Here is a 21,854-nt window from a genome sequence, read left to right as displayed (position 1 = left end):
AGAATTAGGCGTGGGGGCCGTGGCGGTCAATTCTCCTGGCTGGGCTCGACCACCGGAAACGGCAGGGGCGCGACCGGTATGCCGTCGTCGAGCAGGCTTTCGGTCTGCTCACGCGTCGCCCGGCCGTGGATCGAGCGCGCCTGCGCCTCGCCGAGATGGATCGCGCGGGCTTCGTCGGCGAAGCGAGCGCCAACATGTTCGGAGCACGCCAGCAACTCGCGCTGGGCGGCCGCCATCGCCGCCATCATCCGCTTGGCGGCGTCGAGATCGGACGTGACCGCGCTCGATTGGTCACGCAGCGCGATCTGGTTCCCCTTGGCGCCGAGGCGGGGCGCCATCACTGCTTTTTCCACTTCCGGATCGCCGCACAACGGGCACTGGACCAGCCCGCGCCCGCGCTGGGTTTCGTAATCTCCGGTCGAGCCGAACCAGGCTTCGAAGACGTGTCCGCCCGCGGCGCACCTCAGGTCGAAGACGATCATGAGAGGATCGGGGCGGGGATCGGGCGGCGGTGGCGGATCGCGGGCAAGCGGCTGCGCACCTCGTCCACCTGGGCAAGGTCGAGCTCGGCGAACGCGACACCGACTTCCCCGCCCATGTCGAGGAGCACGCGGCCCCAGGGGTCGACGACCAGCGAGTGGCCGTAAGTCTCACGCCCGTCCTCATGGCGGCCCGACTGGGCGGCTGCGACGACGAACACGCCGGCCTCGATCGCGCGGGCGCGGAGCAGGATGTGCCAGTGCGCCTCGCCGGTCGGGACGGTGAAGGCGGCCGGAATGGCGAGAAGCGCGGCGCCGGCGTCGGTCAGCGTGCGGTAAAGGTCGGGGAAGCGCAAATCGTAGCAGACGGAGAGTCCGAGCATGCCCGCCGGGGTGTCGGCCAGCGCGGGGCGTTCGCCGGGCGCGTAAGCGGCCGATTCGCGCCAGCTCTCCCCGGTAGGCAGGTCGACGTCGAACAGGTGGATCTTGTCGTAGCGCGCGCGGATCGCACCGGCATCGTCGACCACAAAGCCGCGATTGACGAGCCTGCCGTCGCCGCGCTCGCCGGCCAGCGCAAGCGAGCCGAGATGGACCCAGATGCCCGCCTGCTTCGCCGCCTCCCGGATGGCGGCAAGCACCGGATCGTCTGCCTCGCTGCACAAGTTCCGGGAAGCACGCCCGCGGTCGCGGTCGAGCAGGCCGCTCATCTCCGGCGTGAACAGCATCGCGGCGCCGCCTCCCGCCGCTTTGCGCACCGCGTCGGTCAGGTCGCGGGCGTTGGCCTCCGGATCGATGCCGGTGCGGGCTTGGTAGACGGCGACCCGCATCTAGCCGGCGAGCAGGGGATCGAGCCGGCCGCTACGCTCGAGTTCGGCCAAATCGTCCGAGCCGCCGATGTGGCGACCCTCGATGAAGATCTGGGGAACGGTGGTGCGTCCGTTGGCGCGCCCGATCATCTCCTGGCGCTTCTCGTAGTCGCCGGTGATCTCATATTCATCGAAGGAGACGCCCTTCTCGCTCAGCAGCCGCTTGGCGCGGGCGCAATAGGGACAAAAGAATTTGCTGTAGATTTCGACGCGGGCCATCTCTTCTTCGCTCCGATGCGGCGGCCGGACTGCGGGTCGGTCCGTGCTTTGTCAATGTTCCCCGATCACTCGCGCCCAGCAGATGATGTGCACCCTGGCGGCGCCGTTGCGCTTCAGCACCTGGGCGCACGCGTTGGCTGTAGCGCCGCTGGTGAAGACGTCGTCGACCAGGATGATGGTGCGATCTTTGGCGAGCTCTGCGGATGGGGCGCTCAGGCGGAAGGCGCCGCGCACCGCATCGGCCCGCTCGCGCCGGCCGAGACCCTTTAGCGGCGGGGTCGCCTTGATCCGCTCGATCAGCGCGAGTGCGGCGCGGAGGCCAGTGCGCCGCGACGGCGCGGAGGCGATCAGCGCCGACTGGTTGTAGCCGCGCTTCCAGATGCGCCAGCGATGGAGCGGAACCGGTACCAGGATGACGTCCGGATCGCCGCGGTCGAGATGGCGGCTCATCAGCTGAGCCATGGTTTCGGCGACGCCGGGGCGGCCGGCATATTTGAGCTTCAGCGCGACCGCCCGGGCGATTTCGCCATAAGCCACGGCGGCGCGGAGCTGATCGAAGCGGGGCGGATCGGCGATGCAGGCACCGCACTCGGCCCCTTCGCCGGCATCGAATTCGAACGGCAAGGCGCAGCGCGCGCAACATGGCTCGCCGAGAAATTGCAGCGCCTGCCAGCATTGCAGGCAGAAGCGATGCTGGTCCTTGACGATCAGGCCACAGCCCGGGCAGCGCGGCGGCAGCGCGAAATCGACCGTGGTCCGGCCGGCGAGCCGCACGGCGCTTGCGAGCATCTGCATGACCGCCCTTGTCCGTCACTCGGCACGGCGGCACAAGCCCGAGCGGATGGACACGCCCTTCGACCGCCGGCTCCGCCGAATCCGCCGCGACCGGGCGGCTCCGCGCTTCGCGCAGGCGGATTATCTGCACCGGCACGCGACGGAGGAACTGCTCCATCGGCTGGACTTCGTGACGCGGCCCTTCGCGGACGCACTGGTGCTCGGCTGCCCGGATCGCTCGCTGTCCGACGCGCTGTCCGCAAGGGGTCTGGCGGTGGCGACGGCCGACCCTGGCTTCCTGTTCGCGCGCGCGCGGGAGGGCGTCCAGTGCGACGAGGACCGGCTGCCGTTCGCGGATCGCAGCTTCGATCTGGTCGTCTGCGTCGGCCTGCTTGACAGCGTCAACGATCTGCCGGGCGCGCTGACCCTGATGCGGCGGACGCTGAGGCCGGACGGGCTGTTCCTCGCGGCCTTCGCGGGCGCGGGCAGCCTGCCACGGCTTCGCGCCGCGATGCTCGCCGCCGACGAGGCGCAGGGCGGAGCCGCGCCGCGTATCCATCCCCAGATCGACGTGCGTGCGGCCGGGGACCTGCTGACGCGCGCCGGTTTCGCGCTGCCGGTGGCGGACGTGGAGCCACTCGATATCCGCTATTCCGGCCTCAGCAGCCTCCTCTCAGACCTGCGGGCGATGGGAGCGACGAACATGTTGGCGGGCCAGCACCGCGCGCCGCTCAGCCGGCTGGGCTATGCGGCGGCGCTGGCGGAATTCGCGTCCGCTGCCGATCCGGACGGTAAGACCGTCGAAAGATTTGACATCATCCATCTGTCCGGCTGGGCGCCCGCTCCGGACCAGCCAAGGGCGGCGCGCCGGGGCAGCGCGACCGCATCGCTGGCGGACGCGCTCCGGCCCAAGCCGCCAGCCTGATCCGGCCTCAGATCAGCGCGTCGAGCAGGCCGATGAGCGGGATATCCGCAGGTGGCATGGGCAGGCCGAACATCTGGTTCGGGCGCACCCATCTCAGCGCCGCCGCGTCGAGCGGCTCCGGATTCCCTTTCCATTTGCGGCAGATATAAAGGAGCAGGAGCAAGTGACGCCCGTCCAGCGGCGCGCTGGCGAAGGTGGCGGGCGCGATGCAGGCTTCCTCCGTTTCGATCCCCAGTTCCTCGCGAAGCTCGCGGATCAGGGCCGCCTCCGGCTTCTCGCCAGGCTCGACCTTGCCGCCCGGAAACTCCCACAGCCCCGCCAGCTGCCGCCCGGCCGATCGCTGCTGCAGCAGCACTCGGCCCTCAGCATCCACAAGGGCGGCAGCGACCACGATCAACGTCGGATTTTTTTCCAACCCACAGCTCCATTTTAGCAGTTCGTTTACGACAGCCCCGTAATTTGATGCGTATCGGGGTCGCTGTAAGTCCCCGCCAAGGAGAGCAAGCCGATGCTGTGCCTTATCCGGAGGCTAGTGCAAGACGACCAAGGCGCGACTGCGGTAGAGTACGCACTGATCGCCGCACTTGTTGTAATATCCATGGTCGCCGCTCTCAACAACTTCGCTTCTACGACTACTAGTATGTGGAACAATGTATCCAACGAAGTTCGCGCCAATACTTGAGAGCGCATCAATTTACTCGGCGGAGTAAACTCCTTGGCAACTTTTACCTTTTAGTGTGGCCAGGGTCCGCCTCATCAGCAGCAGAGGGGGCAATGGAAGTGTGGACTTCCAAAGCTTTGGAACAGGAGACCGGAACGTGATCAAATTCGTCAAGTTCATCAACAGAGATGAGAAGGGCGCCACCGCGATTGAATACGGCCTGATCGCCGCTCTCATCGCCGTTGCCGCCATCACCGCCATGTCCGGCCTGGGCAACCAGCTGGGCAACACCTTCAACAACGTCTCGAACCAGATGAAGAAGGGCTGATAGCCTTTCTCGTTCTCAATCTTCCAACAGGAGAGTTTCCAATGTTCAAGTTCATCAAGCTCATCAAGAACGACGACAAGGGCGCCACCGCGATCGAATACGGCCTGATCGCCGCGCTTATCGCCGTCGCCGCCATCACCGCCATGTCGGGCCTGGGCAATCAGCTGGGCAACACCTTCAACAACGTCTCGAACCACATGAAGAAGGGCTAAGCCCCTCCTCATCTGGATTGATCGGACCGGGCGGCGAAGCAATTCGCCGCCCGGTTTCGTTTTTACGTTTTGGAAACCACTGGCAGCTAGAAGAAATTCTTCCGCCTCGACCAGAGCGGAAAAAGAAGGCCAAACGGCCCAACGATCTGGAGGTACAAGATGCTTCACATTCGCAAGCTCATCAAGGACGACAAGGGCGCCACCGCAATCGAGTACGGCCTCATCGCCGCTCTGATCGCCATCGCCGCAATTACCGCCATGTCGGGCCTTGGGAACCAGCTGGGCAACACGTTCAACAATGTGTCCAACCAGATGTCGAAGGGCTGATCGGCGCTCGATCGACCAGTCGTTATCCAAGCGGGCGGCGGAACGATGTTCCGCCGCCCGTTTCGTTTCAACCCTGCCGCGTGCCGAAGACGACGAGCTTGACCTTGTCGCCGGGCCGGAGCTGGGTGTTCGCAGTCAGCGCGTTGAGGGTCAAAAAGCGCTCGAGCCGCAGATCCTGATAGGCCATGCGGCCGGCCAGGCTCTGCACCGTATCTCCCGGCCTCACCGTGACCACATCGATCACGCGCGGCCGGATCGCCTGCGCCTCCGCCGTTCCGAGCCGCCGGACCGAGCCGACCATCGGGGCGAACGCGCCGATGCCCGTGCCGGCCTGCGTGATGATGACGAAATGGTAGGCTGTGTCGGCGTCCCATTGATAGGCGAAAACGCTGACGTCGAGCTGTCCCTGCTGCGCCGCGACCCGAGTCGTCGTGTAGGCGGCCGGGATGCCGTTCACGTTTGTGGCGCGCGGCTGCGGGATCTGTAGCTGGCCCGCCTGCTGGCCGACCAGGCCTTGATAGACTTGCAGGATATAGCTGGAGAGGTTGCCGCTGAACTGGCCGGTCGAGAATTGCGCCTGGCCGTTCGGGCCGACGATCGAGACCGCCCGGCTGCCATTCTGCATGCCGTAGCCCTGAGGGGCGGTGAAGGCGAGCCGCAGGTCGGGATGGAGGAAGTCGCGCCCCTCGATCACGCCCTGGCGAGGATCGTCGCCGACCAGAAGGCCGTCGATCTGGGCGAGGAACTGGTCGCGATTGCGGGAGCCCCGGCCGGCAAGACCGGTCCGCTGCGCCTGCGCGGTGGCGCGGCGGACACGGTCCTCGCTCAAGGGGTGGGTGCGCGCCCAGCTGGGCGTGGAACGCTCGTCAGAACGCCCGGCGGCGCGCGACTCGAGGTTGGTCGCAGCGCCGAGCGAGGAAAAGATCGAAGCCGCCGCATTCGGATCGTAGCCGGAGCGCGAAATGTAGCGGATGCCGAAATCATCCGCTTCATATTCCTGATTGCGCGAGAAGCTGAGCAGATAGGTTTGGCCGATCTGGCCGGCCGCCTGCGCGATCTGGCTGGAGCCCGTAACGATGCCGGCGAGCCCCGCCAGCACGGAGCTCAGAATGGTCCCCCGGCTCCGCTCCCGGCTATGGCGCGCATCGATATGGCCGACCTCGTGGCCGAGCACGAGCGCCAGTTCCGCCTCGTCATTCATTAAGCCGAGCAGCTGGCGAGTGATGTAGATGTGCCCGCCAGGCACCGCGAAGGCGTTGTTGACCGGCGAGTTGAGCACGGTGAAGCGAAAGGCGCTCCCCTGCCCCTGAACGGCGGCGTTGACGGCGACCTTGCGCCCGACGGAGGCGACGTACGCCGCGCGAGCGCCGGTTTCCTCGCCTCCGAACTCGGCGACGATCTGCGGATGCTGCTGCGCCGCCTGGCGGGCGGAGCTTTGCGAAAGCGGGCGCGGCGCCTTTTGCGCCAGACCCTGCGAGGCAAGGCCGAGAGCGGCGAGCGAGGCGGACAACGCCAGCAGCGCATGTCTCTTCATGGGTGGATACTCCTGGTTACACCGGAACGCGCATGTCGTTCTGCGCATCAACCGAGCATCTAGGAGCCGGTTCCTTGCCGCTGACTGAGCGGCTGCGTCAGCCAATCGTCAGGAATTTGGTCCGCCGCTCCGCCCGGATTTCCGCGCCGGTCTTGCCGGCCAGAGCTTGCAACTCTTGCCCAACCGCCTCGCCCAGCGCCTTGACAGCCTCATCCGGGCTTCGGTGCGCGCCGCCGACCGGCTCGGTTACGATCCGATCGACCACGCCCAATTGCTTGAGATCCGCCGCCGTGATCCGCATCGCCTCCGCGGCGTCCGCTGCCTTTTCCGCGGTGCGCCACAGGATCGAGGCGCAGCCCTCCGGCGAAATGACGGCATAGACGCTGTGCTCGAGCATCAGCACGCGGTTGGCCGCGGCGAGCGCGATCGCGCCGCCCGAGCCGCCCTCCCCCACGACCGCGGCGATCAGCGGCACGGTGAGCGCCAGGCATTGCTCGGTGGATCGAGCGATGGCCTCGGCCTGGCCGCGCTCCTCCGCCTGCACGCCGGGAAAGGCGCCGGGTGTATCGACCAGCGTCACCACCGGGATGCCGAACCGCTCGGCAAGCTGCATCAGGCGGATCGCCTTGCGATAGCCTTCCGGCTTGGCCATGCCGAAATTGTGCTTGAGGCGGGTAGCGGTATCGTCGCCTTTCTCGTGCCCGATCAGCATCACCTTGCGCCCGGCAAGCCGCCCGAGCCCGCCGACGATTGCCTGATCCTCGGCGAAGTTGCGGTCGCCCGCCAAGGGCACGAAATCCTCGATCAGCCCGGCGACATAGTCCTTGAAGTGCGGCCGCTCCGGATGACGGGCGACCTGCGTCTTCTGCCAGGGCGTCAGCCGCGCATAGGTGTCCCGCAGCATCCGGTCGGCCTTGGCCTGGAGCTTGTCGATCTCGGAATCGATGTTGATGGAGCCGGCCTGCGCGGTCTCGCGCAGTTCGGCGACGCGCGCCGCCATCTCGGCGAGCGGCTTTTCGAAATCCAGGAAGGTGGGCATGCGGAGCCGGGGGTTAGGAGCCGGGCCGCGCCACGTCAACGAGCGGGTGGCGGCTGTTCACCAGCTCCACCAGCCGGCGCGAGTCGACATGGGTATAGATTTGGGTGGTGGCGATGTCGGCATGGCCGAGCAGCATCTGCAGCGCACGAAGGTCGGCGCCACCTTCCAACAGATGCGTCGCGAATGCATGACGCAGCACGTGCGGGCTGATCCGATCCGGCGGGATGCCGGCGGCGGCGGCCAATTCCTTGATGAGCTGATGAAGGCGCACGCGGCTGAGATGCTTCTTGCCGGAAGGAAACAGCCAGAGGCTGTCGCGCGGTACGAGCGTCGCCCATTCCGCAACGGCGGCATGGGCGCGATCGGAGATCGGGACGAGCCGCTCCTTGTCGCCCTTGCCGCGCAGGATCACGAACGGTCGGCCGGGCGCGATCGCGTGGCGCGGTATCGATACAAGCTCGGTCGCACGCAGCCCGGAGCCGTAGAGCAGCTCCAGCAAGGCGGCCATGCGGATCGAGGCGGAGCCGCCCTCCTCCGACTTGCGGCGCTCGGCCTCCGCGAACAGCAGATCCACGGCCCGATGGTCAAGGATCTTCGGAAGCGGGCGCTCGCTGGCCGGGCGTGGCAGCGCGCCGGAGGGATCGTCCTCGCGCAGGGCCTCGTCCTGGAGGAAGGCAAAGAAGCGCCGTAGCGCGGCCGCCTTGCGGGTGACGCTGGTGCGCTTCAGCTCCCGCCAGGCCTCGCCAAGCCGCCCGAGCTGCTCCTCGGTGGCGACTGCAAGCGCACCGCCGAGCAACTCGGAGGCGCCGCGCAGGTCCCGCTCATAGGCGAGCAGGGTATTGCGGGCAGCCCCCGCTTCGGCCGCCATCATCTCCAGGAACGCGGCGATGAGCTGGCGGTCTTCCCCCGCCGCGATGCTCACAGACGGGCTGTCACAGACGGGCTGTCATAGGCGCGCGATCGCCTCGGCCGCGATCATCCGCGCCTCATATTCCATGCCTACCCGGCTCAGCGCACGAGTGATGTGATAGAGGTGCTCGGGAGGAACGCCGCGCCAGGCGCCGGTCTGCATGCCTGCCCCAGCGAGCAGGGCCACCGTGCCGTTCTGGCCGCGCTCGGCGGCGCGGGCGAGCAGACGGGTCCACCGGTTCTCGGCACCGAGCCGGATGCCATGATCCTCGGCGAGATCGGTGGCGGTATCGGCATCGATCCGACCCAGCCCTGCCAGCGCTGCGATCAGCAGCTTGGTCGCATGGTCCTCCGGCGTGTCGTCGCTATCCTGAAAGGTGCCGATCCGACCGGCGCTGATCTCGACGGCCGGGCGGGGCGAGGCGAGCGCAAGCATTGCCCAGGCGCGGCCGGCATCCTCCCCTTCCATGTTGCCAACGACCTCCGACCATTCGGCCGCCTGCGCGTCATAGCCGGCGCTGAGCATCGAGGCGATCAGGCGCGGAGCGTCGGGGGCGAGTTCCGGGATAGCGGGCAATGCGGTCGCGGCGGTGGCCGTGAGGATCAGGCGGGCATGTCGGGCGACCGGATCGTTCCCCGGCTCGCCCCAGAGCGAACGCAGCGCCCGCATCCGCTGATCGACCTTACGGGCGGCATAGGCCGTGCGCAGACGGCCGCCGACGGATTCGTTGATCTCGGATGGGTCGGTCTCGTCAGCGATCTGGCTGTAGATGTCGACCAGGGATGCGCTTCCGAACACGCCGAGCGACGCCGCCGCCTGGATGGCGGAAAGGCGCTGCTCGAGCGGTAGCATCGGCGCGCGGGCCTGCCAGGCCAGCACATGGGAGCCCGCGCGGCTCATCAGCCCGGCCGGAATCTCCAGACCGGTCGCCGCGGCCAGCCCGAAGCGCCAGCTGTTGATCTGATCGACATCGTCCCATTCGATCGTGACCGCGCGGCGAGTATTGGCGCCGGCGCCGATCACCTTTTCGGCGAGGTCGAGATCGATCGGATCCGCGCGGCTGCGGCGGCGCGCCTGATCGATGAGGGAGCTTGCCTTGCCCGGCTCGCCCGAAAGACTGGCGCACATCGCTTCCGCGAGCGGCCAGACCGGCTCGTCCGATGTTTCGCGCCCGGGCCCGACCAGCGGGCACAAGCCGGCGGGATCTGCGGTCGCGAGCGCGGACTGGACGGCGATGGCGAACATCTTGGGCGTGAACTGGTCGACGTCGATCGACTGGACCAGCATCCGCGCCGCATCGGCCTCGCCCATGCGCAGCAGCAGCCAGGCGCGCTCGGCCACCCAATCCACGGGGTGGACGCCGACCGGCGCGGGCACCCGCGTCAGTAGAGCGCGGCGCAGCAGCATCGATTGCCAGCGCGAGGCGATCGGTGCGTCCAGGCGGCGCATCAACGTCGACAGGAAGCGCCCGTCGGCGGCGCCGAACGCGTCCGCGCCGAGCCCACCCGCGCTCTCGTCGAGCACGCCGACGAAATCGATCGGACGCCGCGCCTCGTCCGGAATCTCGATCGGTGGCGGCGGCGGCGTCAGCGCCTCGATCGCGGCCAGATCGTCGGGCGAAGTCTCCTGGATCAGGCTCTCGCCGCCCGTCGATCGCGTTCCCGGCCTGGGCGGAGGTGGCGGCTCCTCGCCCGCGACCGGCGCAGGCTCGGTCACCGGCGCTTCTTCAGGTGGCGCCTGCTCGGCAGGCTCCGGATCGCCGAAACCCGGCGGAAGCACCGGCTCGGTCACCTGGCTGAGGGCCGGGAGGGCCGCCGCCAGAGCGGCCGCCGAGCCGAGCAGGAGGAGCTTAGCCCGCCACCGCATTGGTCACGTCCTGCTCGATCCGCTGGGTCGGGACTTCGGTGTCCACGGTGGAAAGGTAGATCAGGCCGCCGATCAACCCGACAAGCAGGATCAGGAGCAGGGCTGGAAGCGGCGAGCGGCGGCGCCGCGTCGGCGCGAAGGCGGATCGGTTGTTACGCATGGCGCGGGCTTTTGCCCCATCAGGCCGCACTCTGTATAGCCCCAGCCTCGATGAACGAACCGCCCTTCCTCCCCGACCGATCGATCGTGCTCGTCGGTCTGATGGGGGCGGGCAAGACCACCGTCGGGCGGCGGCTCGCCAGGCGGCTCGGGCTCGGCTTCCTCGATTCGGACGAGGAGATTGAGCGCGTCGCCGACCACAGCATTTCCGAAATCTTCGCCCGCTTCGGCGAGGAGAGCTTTCGCGACGGGGAACGCCGCGTCATCGCACGCCTGATCCGCGGCGCACCCAAGGTGATCGCGACCGGCGGCGGCGCTTTCGTGAACGATGCGACACGGGCGCTGATCTTGGAGCGCTGCGTGGCGGTCTGGCTCGACGCCGATCTCGACACGCTCGCCGAACGCGTGTCGCGCCGCAATACGCGACCCTTGCTCAAGGACCGCGAGCCGCTGCCCGTCCTGCGCGACCTCGCCGACAAGCGGGCCCCGATCTACGCCGAGGCTCATGTCCACGTCCGCAGCCTGCCGGCTCCTCACGAAAGGGCGGTGGACCAGATCCTGGCGGCGCTGGCGGAGTGGTCCCGACAACAAAATAGCCCTCTCCCCGGCGGGGAGAGGGTTGGGTGAGGGGGTTCTGAGTCGGAGGAGACTCGCTGAGTCAGACGCTCGCTGCCGCTCGCTCCCCCCACACCCCGACCCTCTCCCGGCTGGGGAGAGGGAGTCAATCTGCTTCCTCCTTAGCCGGCTCGTCATCCGCAAGCGAGCGGTCGGGACGGAACAGCAGGTGCTCGCGCTGGTGGAGATCGCCGGTCGCGGACTGGCTCTCCAGCCGGGCGCCGTCGCGGCGGCGGAACTCACTTTCCACCTGGTCCACCTCCTCGTTGGTGAACTTGAACCCGAGCAGCGCCTCGCGGCCCATCAGCACCGAGGATTCGAACACCTCGCGGATCGAGCATTGCAGGTCGAGGTCGCTGAGCCGGATCATGTGGCGGCGGTCAAAGGCGCGGACGAAGACCTGCGCGTGCGGGAAGGCCTCAAGGATCGGCTCGAGCTTGCGCGGCCCGAGATCGTCGCCATCGATGCAGAACAGGATCTGCTTGGCGGTTTCAGCCCCAGCTGCGCGAAGGAGGTCCAGCCGGGTGCCGTCGCCATAATAAACCTTGGCGCCGAAATTGCCGCTGAGTTCGATCTGGCTGGGCTTCGAATCGATGAGGGTGAGCGCGATGCCCTTGGCCATCAGCATCTGCGCGACGGTCTGGCCGAAGCGGCCGTAGCCAACGATGATGGCGCAGGATTCGCCGGAGGCCTCCGGGCCATCCATGCCGTCGCCGCCGCGCAACTGCGCGCGCCGGTCGAACCAGTCGTTGAACTTCATCAGGAACGGCGTCGAGGCCATCGAGACGGTGACGATCGCGGCGAACAGGCTGGCGGCTTCCGGCTCGATCAGGAGCGCGTCCTGCGCGGCGGCGAACAGGACGAAGCCGAACTCGCCGCCCTGGCTGAGCAGCAGGCCGAGCTTGATCGCGCGCCGGGTCTCCATGCCGAAGGCTTTGGCGAGGCCGAACAGGACGCTCGCCTTCAGCGCGATCAGGGCGGCGGCCATGCCGATCACGAACAGCGGCCGCTCGGCAATCGCGCCGAGATCGAGCAGCATGCCGACCGCGACGAAGAACAGGCCGAGCAAGATCGAGCGAAACGGCTCGATGTCGACTTCCAGCTCGTGCCGGTAGGGCGAGTCGGCCAGCATCACGCCGGCGATGAACGCGCCCAGCGCGGTCGACAGATGGAGCGACTCCATCACCGCCGCGCTGGCCAGCACGGTGAACAGCCCGGCGACGACGAACAGCTCGCGCTCGCTGACCCGGCCGACGATCCGGAACAGCGGATTGATCAGGAACCGCCCGGCCAGCACCAGCCCGGCTATCGCGCCCACCGTGTAGATCGCCATCTGCCATCCCGGCGGCGCGGATGGGTCGGGCGGCGCGCGTGAAAGAGCGGCGACAATGGTGATCAGCGGAACGATCGACAGGTCCTGGAACAGCAGGACCGAGAAGGCGCGCTCGCCCGCCGGCGTGTTGACGCTGCCGTCCGAACGCAGCGCTGGGAGCACCTGCGCGGTCGAGGACAAAGCGAGCGGAAGGCCGATGACGAGCGCGGCCTGCCAGGAAAAGCCGGTCACGGCGTAAACCAGTCCGGTGAGGACAAGGCCCGTTACCGTCACCTGCAAGAGGCCGAGGCCGAAGATGTCGTGCTTGAGCCGCCACAGCCGGTTCGGATGGAGTTCGAGCCCGACCAGGAACAGCAGCAGGACGATGCCGAGTTCGGTGATGCGCAGCATCGTCGCTGGCGAGCCGTCGACCAGCCCGAGCCCCTGCGAACCGATCAGGGCACCCGCGAGCAGGTAGCCGAGCACGGCGCCGAGCCCGAGCCGCCGGAACACGGTCACGAATACCATCGCCACACCGAGGATGACGACGCCGTCGCGCAGCAGCAACGCGGTTGCGTGCTGGGCGGCCTCCGCCTCCATCAGCGCCGCGCCCCGGCGAGCGCCGCGGCTTCGGCGACTGCTTCGAAGGCGAGCAGGATCGAGGGGTGCCGCGCGCTGTAGGGCCGCGCAGGGCCGAAGATGTCGAGGCCCGGCCATTCGCCCGGATCGTCGCGCTTGCCGTCGAGGAAAGCGGCGAGCGCGTCGCGCGCCTCGGCCAGTTCCGCCCCGTTGCGGCCAAGTGCGCTTGCTCCCATTAGCGAGGCGGCCGCCTGTCCCAAGGCGCAGGCCCTGACCTCCTGGCCCAGGCCCGCCAGCCGCCCCTCACCGTCCAGCACCACATCGATCGCCACCCGGCTCCCGCAAGTCGGCGAGCGCTTCTCGACACTGCCCTGCGGCCGCTCCAGCCGGCGGTGATGCGGGATCGACGCGGCCAGGCGCAGGATGTCGCGATTGTAGAGCGCCGTGGTCATGCACGGTTTATAGGGTGAGCGAGACGCCGCCTCCAGACCCTCTCCCTTGATGGGAGAGGATACGGAGCCTTGGTGACGAAGGAACCTAGGCGGAGTTGGAGGAGGGTGACACCGTCAGCGGCTAACCGCCACCCGTGTCACCCTCCCCCAGCTTCGCCTAAGCTCGCCAAAGAGGCTCGCCAAGGCTACGCAACCCTCTCCCATCAAAGGGAGAGGGGCTAGGCGCGACGCCAGATCGTGCCTGAAGGGGTGTCCTCGAGCAGGACGCCGTCGCTTGCCAGCTCAGCGCGGATGCGGTCTGCCCGCTCGAAATCGCGTTCTGCTTTTGCTGCAGCACGCTCGGTGATCTTGTCATCGATGAACTGCTCACCCCTCTCCACGCGCAAGGTGCCTGAACTGACAAAAGAGAGATTTGCGTGCGAACTCAGGGATGCTGCTCGGCCTTTGAACCAATCTTCTGATGTCCAGGGGATCAATCCCAGCAACGACGCGCTCGCTTTCAGGACAGCCGCATCCTTGATTGCTCCGAGCTTCGCGAGTGCGAGCGGCGTATTGAGATCGTCAGCGAGAGCGCCGAGCACATCATGGTGGGGCTCTTCAGATACCGCGTCACCAACAACACGATACAGGCCATCCAACGTCGCCTTGCTCTGCGCGATGAGCTGATCAGACCATTCGAGCGGCTGGCGATAGTGCGCTGACAGCAAGGCCAGTCTGAGTGCTTCCGGCCGATGGTTCCGCTCCAGCAGCTCCCCCACCGTCACCACATTGCCGAGGCTCTTCGACATCTTCTCGGAGCCCGCCATGCTCAGGAACCCGTTATGCACCCAGTAGCGGGCGAGCGGGGCGCCGCGGTGGGCGCAGCGGCTCTGGGCGAGTTCGTTCTCGTGGTGGGGGAAGATGAGGTCGAGGCCGCCGCCGTGGATGTCGACGCTCTCGCCCAGGTGCCGCTCGATCATGGCCGAGCATTCGATGTGCCAGCCGGGACGGCCGCGGCCCCAAGGCGAGTCCCAGCCGATGGTGCCTTCGGGCGAGGGCTTCCACAGCACGAAGTCGGCCGGGTCCTTCTTGTAGCTCGCAACCTCGACGCGGGCGCCCGCGATCATCGCGTCACGATCGCGGCGGCCAAGCGCGCCGTAATCGGGATCGGAAGGCACATCGAACAGGACGTGCCCGTCCGCTTCGTAGGCGTGACCGGCCTCGATCAGCCGCGCGATCATCGCGACCATGTCGGGCACATGCTCCGTCGCGTGCGGCGCTATGTCCGGCGGAGCGACGCCGAGCGCGCCCATGTCCTCGTTGTAATGTGTCTCGTAGCGCGCGGTGATGACGGACGGATCGACGCCCTGCTCGGCTGCGGACTGGATGATCTTGTCGTCCACGTCGGTGACGTTGCGCGCGTAGATCACGTTCTGCGCGCCGTAGCGGTGCCGCAGCAGGCGGGCGAGCACGTCGAAGACGACAGCCGGCCGGGCGTTGCCGATATGGGCGCGATTATAGACGGTCGGGCCGCAGACATACATGGTCACGCGGCTCGGGTCGGCGGGCACGAAGACGCGCTTCTCCCGCGCGAGCGTGTCGTACAGGCGTAGCTCGCTCACTGCGGCTTTGCCGTCTCGTTCTGAAGCTCGGGCTGGGCCTGGACCTGGCGCTGTCGCGTGCGGCGGGCCTCGATATACTGAAGCATGGCATCGCCGCTGGCGTGGAGCAGCGGATAGGTGCGCGACTGCGCCATCCATTGCGGCCGCGGGGCGGTTCGGCCGTAGAAGGTGTCGTAGACGAGGGTCGCGGCGAGATAGAGCAGGGTCGCGCCGATCAGGCCTTTGAGGGCTCCGAACCCGCCGCCGAGAATGCGGTCGATCGGCCCGATGACGGAGCGCTTGGTGGCGCCTCCGATCCGCCGGGCGAGCAGCTTGCCCGCGATAAACACGATCCCGAAAATCAACGCGAAGGCGAGCACCGCCGCGCCCGCGCCGACCGGGCCGCGGAGCGCTTCGGTAACCGGCGTGTGGAACAGCCTGAGCGCGATGATCGCTGCCACCCAGGCGAACAGGGTCAAAACCTCGAACGCGAAGCCGCGGATGAAGCCGAAGACGAGCCCGCCTCCGACGAGGAGAAGGACGATGACGTCGAGAGCGGTAAGCGAACCCATCAGCGTGAGTTAGTGAGGTTGGAGGAATGTGGAAAGAGACTTGCCCCTCTCCCTTGATGGGAGAGGATACGGAGCCTTAGCGACAAAGGAGCTTAGGCGGAGTTGGAAAGGGTGGCACCCTCTGAGTTCATGCTCGGCGGCTGCCACCCTCTGCCATCAAGGGAGAAGGGCTATTTACCGAGCAGATGCTCGACGAGCTGGCTGAGCGTGCGGAAGCCGGTCAGCCGCATGGCGCTCTTGTCCGTGCCAAGTGAGGCGGGGACCAGCGCGCGCTCGAAGCCGAGCTTGGCGCTTTCCTTGAGGCGCAGCGGTCCGTGCGCGACAGGGCGAAGCTCCCCCGACAGGGCGACTTCGCCAAAGGCTACGCTTTCGGCCGCGACCGGGCGCTCCGACATTGCGCTCACCAGCGCGGCGGCGACGGCGAGATCGGCCGCGGGGTCGCTGATGCGATAGCCTCCCGCGACATTGAGATAGACTTCGGCGGTCGAGAAGCTGAGCCCGCAACGCGCCTCCAGCACGGCCAGGATCATCGCCAGCCGGCCGCTGTCCCATCCGACCACGGCGCGCCGCGGCGTTGCCCCGCTCGCGAGCCGGACGGTGAGCGCCTGGATCTCGACCAGAACCGGCCGCGTGCCCTCCAGCGCCGGGAACACGACCGCGCCAGGCACGGCCTCGCCGCGCGCGGTCAGGAACAGAGCGGATGGGTTGGCGACTTCTTCCAGCCCAGCTTCAACCATTGCGAAGACGCCGATCTCGTCGGTGCCGCCGAAGCGGTTCTTGGCGGCGCGCAGGATGCGGTACTGGTGGCTGCGCTCGCCCTCAAAGCTCAGCACGGTATCGACCATGTGCTCCAGCACGCGCGGGCCCGCGATTGCGCCGTCCTTGGTGACATGGCCGACGAGCACCAGCGCGGTGCCGGTCTCCTTGGCGAAGCGGATCAACTCACCGGCCGACGCGCGGACCTGGCTTACCGTGCCCGGCGCGCCCTCAATCAGGTCCGAATGCATGGTCTGGATGGAATCGATCACGAGGAGCGCCGGCGGGACGCCGTCGTCGAGAGTCGTTAGTATGTCGCGGACCGACGTGGCCGCCGCGAGCTGGACCGGCGCGGAGCCGAGCCCGAGCCGGCGGGCGCGAAGGCGAACCTGGTCGGTCGCCTCCTCGCCCGAAATGTAGGCGACCGGCAGGCCCCGGGCGGCGATGCGAGCGGCGGCCTGCAGCAGCAAAGTCGATTTGCCCACGCCGGGATCGCCGCCGATCAGGGTCGCCGAACCCGCCACCAGCCCGCCGCCCAGCGCGCGGTCGAACTCGGCGATGCCGGTCGAGGCGCGCGGCGGCAGCTCGATCTGGGCATCGAGGCCGACCAACGCCACCGCGCGGCCGCCGGAGCGCAGGTCGTGGCGGGCGGAGAAGGCGGTGACGGCCGCGCCAGTCTCCTCGACCAGGCTGTTCCACTCGGAGCAATCGGCGCACTGGCCCTGCCAGCGGCTGCTGACCGAACCGCACGCCTGGCACACGTAACGCTTGCGAGGTTTCGCCATGGCCCAGGCGTAGCGTTGCCCGCATGCATCAGCCAACCACTTTCCGGTGATGGAGGGAACGGCTCTCGCCCGCCCGCATTCACTTGCTGGGCGTATCCCCTGTTGGAGAGAGAGTGTGTTCATTCAAATCCATACCGACAACCAGGTGGCGAGCGACGGCGAGCGCGATGGCCGGCTGGAGGAACAGATCCGGCAGCGGCTTGCCCGCTTCGAGAACCGGATCACCGATGTCGAAATCCATGTGTCCGACGTGAACGGGCCGCGCGGCGGCGCCGCCGACCTGCGCGCGACTTTGGAAGCGCGCGTCAACGGCGTGCCCCCGGTCGCGGTCGCGGAGCATGGCTCCAGCGTCGATCGCGCGATCCTCGGCGCGGCCAAGAAGGCGGTGCGAGCGCTCGACCATCAACTCGGGAAGCTCAGCGACGCCAAGGGGCACTGAGCCCGAGCGACGTTTATCGCCGTCATGCTGAACGTGTTTCAGCATCCATTTCGAAGGCGGCAATGCGAGTGAGCAGGCGGGCCCTGGACCGAGTTTAGGGTGAAGATCTGGCGAGGGCTTCAACCTGGCCGAGGCTGTGCTAGTCGCGCGCCGATGATCCTCGTGGCCAGTTACAATATGCGCAAGGCGATCGGCACCGACCGCCGGCGGCGGCCGGAGCGCACGCTCGACGTTCTGAACGAGCTCGGCGCCGATGTGATCGCGTTGCAGGAGGCGGACCGGCGATTTGGGGCGCGGCTATCCGCGATCCCGCCGCACCTGATCGAGGAGCATAGCGACTACAAGCCCGTCCCGTTGGACACCCGGTCGGGCAGCCTCGGCTGGCACGGGAACGCCCTGCTCGTCCGCAAGCATGTCGAAGTGCTCGCCAAGGAGCTGATCCACCTTCCCTCACTCGAGCCGCGCGGGGCGGTGCTTGCGGACCTGCGCCTCGACGGGGCCGAGCTGCGTGTTGTCGGCATGCATCTCGACCTGTCGGGCCTGTGGCGCCGGCGCCAGGCGCACGCGATCCTCGCGCATCTCGAGCATCGATCCGGCCACCCGCCGACGGTGCTGATGGGCGATCTGAACGAATGGAGCGCGAATGGCGGCTGCCTGCGCGACTTCGGTCACCATCATCGCTTCGCACCGTGCGGCCGCAGCTTTCACGCGCGCCGGCCGATCGCGATGCTCGACCGGATCATGGTCAATGAACGGCTCGACGTACTGGAGGCCGGCACCCACGGCAGCGCCACGGCACGCCGGGCAAGCGACCATCTGCCGATCTGGGCGCGGGTGAAGGCGGTGTAGCCGGCGACCGTCGTCCGGGCAAAAAGCCGAACGACGGGAAAGTTAGGGGCCCGTGCTGTTGGGTTCCGCCTTCTGCAGTTCCTCAGGCGGCTCGGGCGGGCGCTCGATGATCTTGTCGAGATCCATCCAATCGCGCGGCGGCAGGCCAAGGATCATGTCCATCACCTCGAACTCGATGCCCGCCGGCTGGTTTGTCGAACTATTCCACAATGCCACGATGCCGCTCTTGCGCTGCGGATCGAACATGACAAGCGATCGGTAGCCGCGCACCCCGCCGCGGTGTCCGACGATGCGGTGGCCCGAATAATCGTAGATACGCCAGCCAAGGCCGTAGGCCGCCGTGTTGATCCGTTCGCGGAACTTACGCATCCGGCCAAGCTCGCCGGGCGTCCTGGCGCGCGCGGTCTGCACCGCTTCAAGCGCGCGCGGCGAGAGCACGTCCGGCTCCATTCCCATCTGCGCCTGCATCCAGATGGCAAGGTCCTTGATGTTGCTGTTGACCCCGCCCGCGGCGGGCACGCGATAATAACTGTCGGTGACTTCAACCGGCCGGGGGTTGCCGCCAACATGCGGGCGCGCCCAGTTGGGCGAGCTCGTCAGCGCGCCCATGTTCATGCTGGCGCTGGTCATCCCGAGCGGCAGGAAGAGCTGCTCGCGAACCGCCTCGGCATAAGGTTTGCCGGTCACGCGTTCGACCACCTCGGTCGACGCGTCATAGGCGACGTTCTGATAGGCATGGCAGGTGCCGGGCGGGCAGATTGCGTTCAGGGATGCGAGCGTGGCGCGCAGGTAACGCGCGTCCATGCCGTCCTCCAGCTTGGAATCCTGCGCATGGCTGAACAGGCCTAAGCGGTGGGAAAGCACGTCGGCCACCGTTGCCCGGTGCTCCATCCCGCCGGGCAGGCGCAGGCTCGCCGAATATTTCACGACCGGTTCGTGAAGGCCTAGCTTGCCCTGATCGGCGAGCTTGGCGACCATGTCGGCCGCGACACCCTTGGAGACCGATGCCCACCGGAACAGCGTGTTGGAATTGACCGGCTGGCCGCTTCCTTCGGAAGTCTCGCCATAGCCTTTCAGGAACCGGATCTGGCCCCCTTCCACCACGCCCACGGCAAGCCCGACCATGTCGCGCTCCTCCATCAGACGGTTGAGGCGCTGCTCGAGGCGACCGTAATCGACCACGCTCGGCAGCTTGGCCGCATTTCCGATCGCGGCCGCCTTTTCCGTGCTCGGCCGCCCCCCGGCCGAACTCTGGTCGCCGGACCTGCTGGACGAGAGGTAAATGACTAAGGCCGCGAGCAGCGCGATGATCGACGCAAATACGATCCGCTTGTTCAGCGACCCTTTCCCGGACTGAGGCGGATTACCCAATTCTTCTCCCCCGCGCAGGCCGGGATTCGACGTCCCGCCGTTGTGGATGCGGCCCTCGCTGGGCAACGGTGAATCAGAAATCCTGGGCACCAACAAGCCTGAATATGCAGACGGGCCGGCGGTTGACCGCGCCGGCCCGTCCTCGCAAGCAAATCGCTGCTACCAAATCCTGATGCGCTGCTCGGGCGGCAAGTAGAGCTGGCCGTCCTTGACGTTGAAGGCGGCGTACCAAGGATCGAAATTGCGCACGACGTTCGGGCGGAAATGGCCCGGCGTGTGCTCGTCCGTCGCGATCTGCTGCTTCAGCGCCTCGTCGCGATACTTGTTGCGCCACACCTGGCCGAAGCCGAGGAAGAAGCGCTGATCGCCGGTATAGCCGTCGATCACTCGATCCGGCTTGCCCTTGAGCGACATCTTGTAGGCATCATAGGCGATGGTGAGACCGGCCAGATCGGCGATATTCTCGCCGAGCGTGAGCTCGCCATTGACCTTGTGACCGGGCAGCGGCTCGTATGCGGCATATTGCTGCACGACCTTGCCGGTCATGCCCTTGAATGCCTCGACATCCTTGGGAGTCCACCAGACCGACAGATTGCCCTTCGGATCGAACTTGGAGCCCTGATCGTCGAAATGGTGCGTGATTTCGTGCCCGATCACCGCGCCGATGGCGCCGTAATTGACGGCCGGGTCCGCGTTCATGTCGAAAAAGGGCGCCTGCAGGATGGCGGCCGGGAAGACGATCTCGTTGAGCAGCGGATTGGCGTAGGCGTTCACCGTCTGGGGGTACATCGCCCATTCGCTGCGATCGACCGGCTTGCCGAGCTTCTTGATGTTGCGCTGATACTCGAATTCGCGGGCGCGTAGCGCGTTGCCGAGCGCATCGCCCGGCACGATCTTCAGCGCCGAATAGTCGCGCCATTTGTCGGGATAGCCGATCTTGGGCGTGAACGCGGCGAGCTTTGCGCGGGCCTTGGACCTGGTCTCGGGCGTCATCCAGTCGAGCTTGGCGAGCCGCGCATCCATCGCCTTGGTGATGTTGCGGACGAGTTCGTCCATCTCCGCTTTGGCCTGGGGCGGGAAATACTTCGTGACGTAGAGCTGGCCGACGGCCTCGCCCATGCCCCCGCCGACGAGGTCGACGCCACGCTTCCAGCGCTCCTTGAGCTGGGGCGTGCCGCTCAGAGTCTTGCCGTAGAAAGCGAAATTCTCCTCCACGAACGCCTTGGGCAGCAGCGGCGACGCGGCGCCGAGCAGACGGAAGTTGAGATAGTCCTTCCAGGTGTCGATCGGCTCGGAAGCGACCAGCTTGGCGGCCCCGGTCATCGCGCTCGGCGCGGTGACGATGATGCGGTCCTGACCACCAAGGCCGGCAGCCTGGAAGTAGGTCGGGAAGTCGAAGCCCGGCGCAGCCGCGGCGAGCTGGGCCAGCGTCATGGGATTGTAGATCTTGTCGATCTGGCGCTGCTGGACGCGGGTCCAGTGCGCCTGCGCGATCTTCTTCTCAAGATCGAAGATACGCTGAGCGCGGGCTTCCGGCTCCGAATAGCCGGCCAGCTTCAGCATGTTGCCGATATGCGCCAGGTAAGCGGTGCGAACGCCCGCGAACTTCTCGTCGAAATACTGGTCGCGGTCAGGCAGGCCGATGCCGCCCTGGCCGACATAGACGTTGTACTGCGTGTTGTTCTTGAGATCCTGGACGACGGCGGCCCCGAACGGCGAGCCGATGCCCATCCGGTTGCCTTCGCCGAAGAAGCGGGCGAGATCGGTGGGGGTGCGGATCGCGGCGATCTTATCCTGGTACGGCTTCAGGACGGCGGCGCCCTTCGCTTCGATCGCGGCCTCGTCCATGAAGCTGGCATAATAGTCGCCGACCTTCTGGGCGTTGCTGCCCGGCGCGCCCTTCGACTTGGCGGCAGTCTCGATGATCTCGCGGGTGCGCTGGTCGGACAGATCGCGCAGCACCCCGAACCCGCCCCAGCTCGCCTTGTCGGCCGGAATCTCGGTGGTCCGTTCCCAGGTGCCGTTGACGAACTTGTAGAAGCTGTCGCCCGGCTTCACGGCCTTGTCCATGCCGGACAGGTCGACGCCCCAGCTGCCCAGCATCGGCTTGCCCGATCGAGCGGCGGCGGCCTTGCCAGCGGGTGCGGCGAGGGCGGGCCAGGTTACTGCGGCAATGCTGGACGCGGCGACGCCGGCCAGAACCAAATGCTTGATCATGTTGAGAGTCCACCCCGGTGTATGAAGA

Annotated in this window: 25 protein-coding genes; 8 read left to right on the top strand and 17 right to left on the bottom strand. The window is 67.2% G+C overall.

Features of this window, described 5'->3' with window-relative positions; genetic code table 11:
* Positions 1-26: 26 nt before the first annotated feature.
* From VF631_RS12190 to VF631_RS12175, 4 genes are read right to left on the bottom strand one after another with little or no spacing between them, the layout of a single operon-like run.
* Complete coding sequence (locus tag VF631_RS12190) at positions 27-482, bottom strand: DUF1178 family protein (RefSeq protein ID WP_431850582.1); 456 nt, start codon at positions 480-482, stop codon at positions 27-29.
* On the bottom strand, positions 479-1,306 hold the full coding sequence (locus tag VF631_RS12185; protein ID WP_431850581.1) for a carbon-nitrogen hydrolase family protein: 828 nt from the start codon (positions 1,304-1,306) through the stop codon (positions 479-481). The genes VF631_RS12190 and VF631_RS12185 overlap by 4 nt, the downstream gene beginning before the upstream one ends.
* Positions 1,307-1,564, bottom strand: coding sequence for a glutaredoxin 3 (grxC, locus tag VF631_RS12180; protein WP_431850580.1), 258 nt, complete (start codon positions 1,562-1,564; stop codon positions 1,307-1,309).
* A gap of 51 nt (positions 1,565-1,615) precedes the next feature.
* On the bottom strand, positions 1,616-2,359 hold the full coding sequence (locus tag VF631_RS12175) for a double zinc ribbon domain-containing protein (protein WP_431850579.1): 744 nt from the start codon (positions 2,357-2,359) through the stop codon (positions 1,616-1,618).
* Here VF631_RS12175 and VF631_RS12170 point away from each other — a divergent pair.
* Positions 2,358-3,263 carry a class I SAM-dependent methyltransferase gene (locus VF631_RS12170; protein WP_431850578.1) on the top strand — a complete coding sequence of 302 codons (906 nt, stop codon included), beginning with the start codon at positions 2,358-2,360 and terminating at the stop codon, positions 3,261-3,263. The genes VF631_RS12175 and VF631_RS12170 overlap by 2 nt on opposite strands.
* A gap of 7 nt (positions 3,264-3,270) precedes the next feature.
* On the opposite strand, the gene VF631_RS12165 is transcribed toward VF631_RS12170, so the two are convergent.
* Positions 3,271-3,678 carry a (deoxy)nucleoside triphosphate pyrophosphohydrolase gene (locus tag VF631_RS12165; RefSeq protein ID WP_431850577.1) on the bottom strand — a complete coding sequence of 136 codons (408 nt, stop codon included), beginning with the start codon at positions 3,676-3,678 and terminating at the stop codon, positions 3,271-3,273.
* A 93-nt stretch (positions 3,679-3,771) separates the two neighbouring features.
* On the opposite strand from VF631_RS12165, the gene VF631_RS12160 reads away from it, so the two are divergent.
* The 4 genes from VF631_RS12160 to VF631_RS12145 all read left to right on the top strand — a co-directional run bounded on the left by VF631_RS12160 (position 3,772) and on the right by VF631_RS12145 (position 4,791).
* Entirely contained in the window at positions 3,772-3,945 is a 174-nt protein-coding gene (locus VF631_RS12160) for a Flp family type IVb pilin (protein ID WP_431850576.1), read from the top strand.
* 139 nt (positions 3,946-4,084) lie between these two features.
* The gene (locus VF631_RS12155; RefSeq protein WP_431850609.1) at positions 4,085-4,252 is read left to right on the top strand and encodes a Flp family type IVb pilin; all 168 of its coding nucleotides are present in this window, start codon (positions 4,085-4,087) and stop codon (positions 4,250-4,252) included.
* Positions 4,253-4,293: 41 nt separating this feature from the next.
* Positions 4,294-4,464, top strand: a complete 171-nt coding sequence (locus tag VF631_RS12150; RefSeq protein WP_431850575.1) for a Flp family type IVb pilin — start codon at positions 4,294-4,296, stop codon at positions 4,462-4,464.
* Between the two features lie 159 nt (positions 4,465-4,623).
* Positions 4,624-4,791, top strand: coding sequence for a Flp family type IVb pilin (locus tag VF631_RS12145; RefSeq protein ID WP_431850574.1), 168 nt, complete (start codon positions 4,624-4,626; stop codon positions 4,789-4,791).
* Positions 4,792-4,858: 67 nt separating this feature from the next.
* On the opposite strand, the gene VF631_RS12140 is transcribed toward VF631_RS12145, so the two are convergent.
* The 5 genes from VF631_RS12140 to VF631_RS12120 form a co-directional block, all read right to left on the bottom strand.
* Entirely contained in the window at positions 4,859-6,325 is a 1,467-nt protein-coding gene (locus VF631_RS12140; protein ID WP_431850573.1) for a M48 family metalloprotease, read from the bottom strand.
* Between the two features lie 97 nt (positions 6,326-6,422).
* The gene (locus VF631_RS12135) at positions 6,423-7,364 is read right to left on the bottom strand and encodes an acetyl-CoA carboxylase carboxyltransferase subunit alpha (RefSeq protein ID WP_431850572.1); all 942 of its coding nucleotides are present in this window, start codon (positions 7,362-7,364) and stop codon (positions 6,423-6,425) included.
* A gap of 13 nt (positions 7,365-7,377) precedes the next feature.
* Positions 7,378-8,235 carry a tyrosine-type recombinase/integrase gene (locus VF631_RS12130; RefSeq protein WP_431850608.1) on the bottom strand — a complete coding sequence of 286 codons (858 nt, stop codon included), beginning with the start codon at positions 8,233-8,235 and terminating at the stop codon, positions 7,378-7,380.
* Between the two features lie 75 nt (positions 8,236-8,310).
* The gene (locus tag VF631_RS12125) at positions 8,311-10,140 is read right to left on the bottom strand and encodes a hypothetical protein (protein ID WP_431850571.1); all 1,830 of its coding nucleotides are present in this window, start codon (positions 10,138-10,140) and stop codon (positions 8,311-8,313) included.
* Positions 10,124-10,300 carry a hypothetical protein gene (locus tag VF631_RS12120; RefSeq protein WP_431850570.1) on the bottom strand — a complete coding sequence of 59 codons (177 nt, stop codon included), beginning with the start codon at positions 10,298-10,300 and terminating at the stop codon, positions 10,124-10,126. The genes VF631_RS12125 and VF631_RS12120 overlap by 17 nt, the downstream gene beginning before the upstream one ends.
* 50 nt (positions 10,301-10,350) lie before the next feature.
* On the opposite strand from VF631_RS12120, the gene VF631_RS12115 reads away from it, so the two are divergent.
* On the top strand, positions 10,351-10,926 hold the full coding sequence (locus VF631_RS12115; protein ID WP_431850569.1) for a shikimate kinase: 576 nt from the start codon (positions 10,351-10,353) through the stop codon (positions 10,924-10,926).
* Positions 10,927-11,020: 94 nt separating this feature from the next.
* Here the strand turns inward: VF631_RS12115 and VF631_RS12110 are convergent, their stop codons facing one another.
* The 5 genes from VF631_RS12110 to radA form a co-directional block, all read right to left on the bottom strand.
* Positions 11,021-12,826: a cation:proton antiporter gene (locus tag VF631_RS12110; RefSeq protein WP_431850568.1), complete on the bottom strand. Its 1,806-nt coding sequence runs from the start codon at positions 12,824-12,826 to the stop codon at positions 11,021-11,023.
* Positions 12,826-13,257, bottom strand: coding sequence for an iron-sulfur cluster assembly scaffold protein (locus VF631_RS12105; protein ID WP_431850567.1), 432 nt, complete (start codon positions 13,255-13,257; stop codon positions 12,826-12,828). Before VF631_RS12105 ends, VF631_RS12110 begins: the two co-directional genes overlap by 1 nt.
* A 218-nt stretch (positions 13,258-13,475) precedes the next feature.
* On the bottom strand, positions 13,476-14,858 hold the full coding sequence (gene cysS, locus VF631_RS12100; protein WP_431850566.1) for a cysteine--tRNA ligase: 1,383 nt from the start codon (positions 14,856-14,858) through the stop codon (positions 13,476-13,478).
* On the bottom strand, positions 14,855-15,409 hold the full coding sequence (locus tag VF631_RS12095) for a CvpA family protein (RefSeq protein ID WP_431850565.1): 555 nt from the start codon (positions 15,407-15,409) through the stop codon (positions 14,855-14,857). The genes cysS and VF631_RS12095 overlap by 4 nt, the downstream gene beginning before the upstream one ends.
* Before the next feature lie 170 nt (positions 15,410-15,579).
* Positions 15,580-16,950 carry a DNA repair protein RadA gene (radA, locus tag VF631_RS12090; protein ID WP_431850564.1) on the bottom strand — a complete coding sequence of 457 codons (1,371 nt, stop codon included), beginning with the start codon at positions 16,948-16,950 and terminating at the stop codon, positions 15,580-15,582.
* 115 nt (positions 16,951-17,065) lie between these two features.
* Here radA and VF631_RS12085 point away from each other — a divergent pair, with 115 nt between their 5' ends.
* Positions 17,066-17,389 (top strand): HPF/RaiA family ribosome-associated protein, encoded by a 324-nt coding sequence (locus VF631_RS12085; protein WP_431850563.1) that lies wholly within the window; start codon positions 17,066-17,068, stop codon positions 17,387-17,389.
* Between the two features lie 153 nt (positions 17,390-17,542).
* Positions 17,543-18,238, top strand: a complete 696-nt coding sequence (locus VF631_RS12080) for an endonuclease/exonuclease/phosphatase family protein (RefSeq protein WP_431850562.1) — start codon at positions 17,543-17,545, stop codon at positions 18,236-18,238.
* A gap of 42 nt (positions 18,239-18,280) precedes the next feature.
* On the opposite strand, the gene VF631_RS12075 is transcribed toward VF631_RS12080, so the two are convergent.
* Positions 18,281-19,609 (bottom strand): serine hydrolase domain-containing protein, encoded by a 1,329-nt coding sequence (locus VF631_RS12075; RefSeq protein WP_431850561.1) that lies wholly within the window; start codon positions 19,607-19,609, stop codon positions 18,281-18,283.
* Between the two features lie 159 nt (positions 19,610-19,768).
* Positions 19,769-21,826, bottom strand: coding sequence for a M13 family metallopeptidase (locus tag VF631_RS12070; RefSeq protein WP_431850560.1), 2,058 nt, complete (start codon positions 21,824-21,826; stop codon positions 19,769-19,771).
* Positions 21,827-21,854: the final 28 nt, after the last annotated feature.

It is taken from the genome of Allosphingosinicella sp., assembly GCF_036387615.1.
In the GTDB taxonomy this organism is placed as follows: Bacteria; Pseudomonadota; Alphaproteobacteria; order Sphingomonadales; family Sphingomonadaceae; genus Allosphingosinicella.
This window is presented reverse-complemented; position numbering and strand designations above follow the sequence as displayed.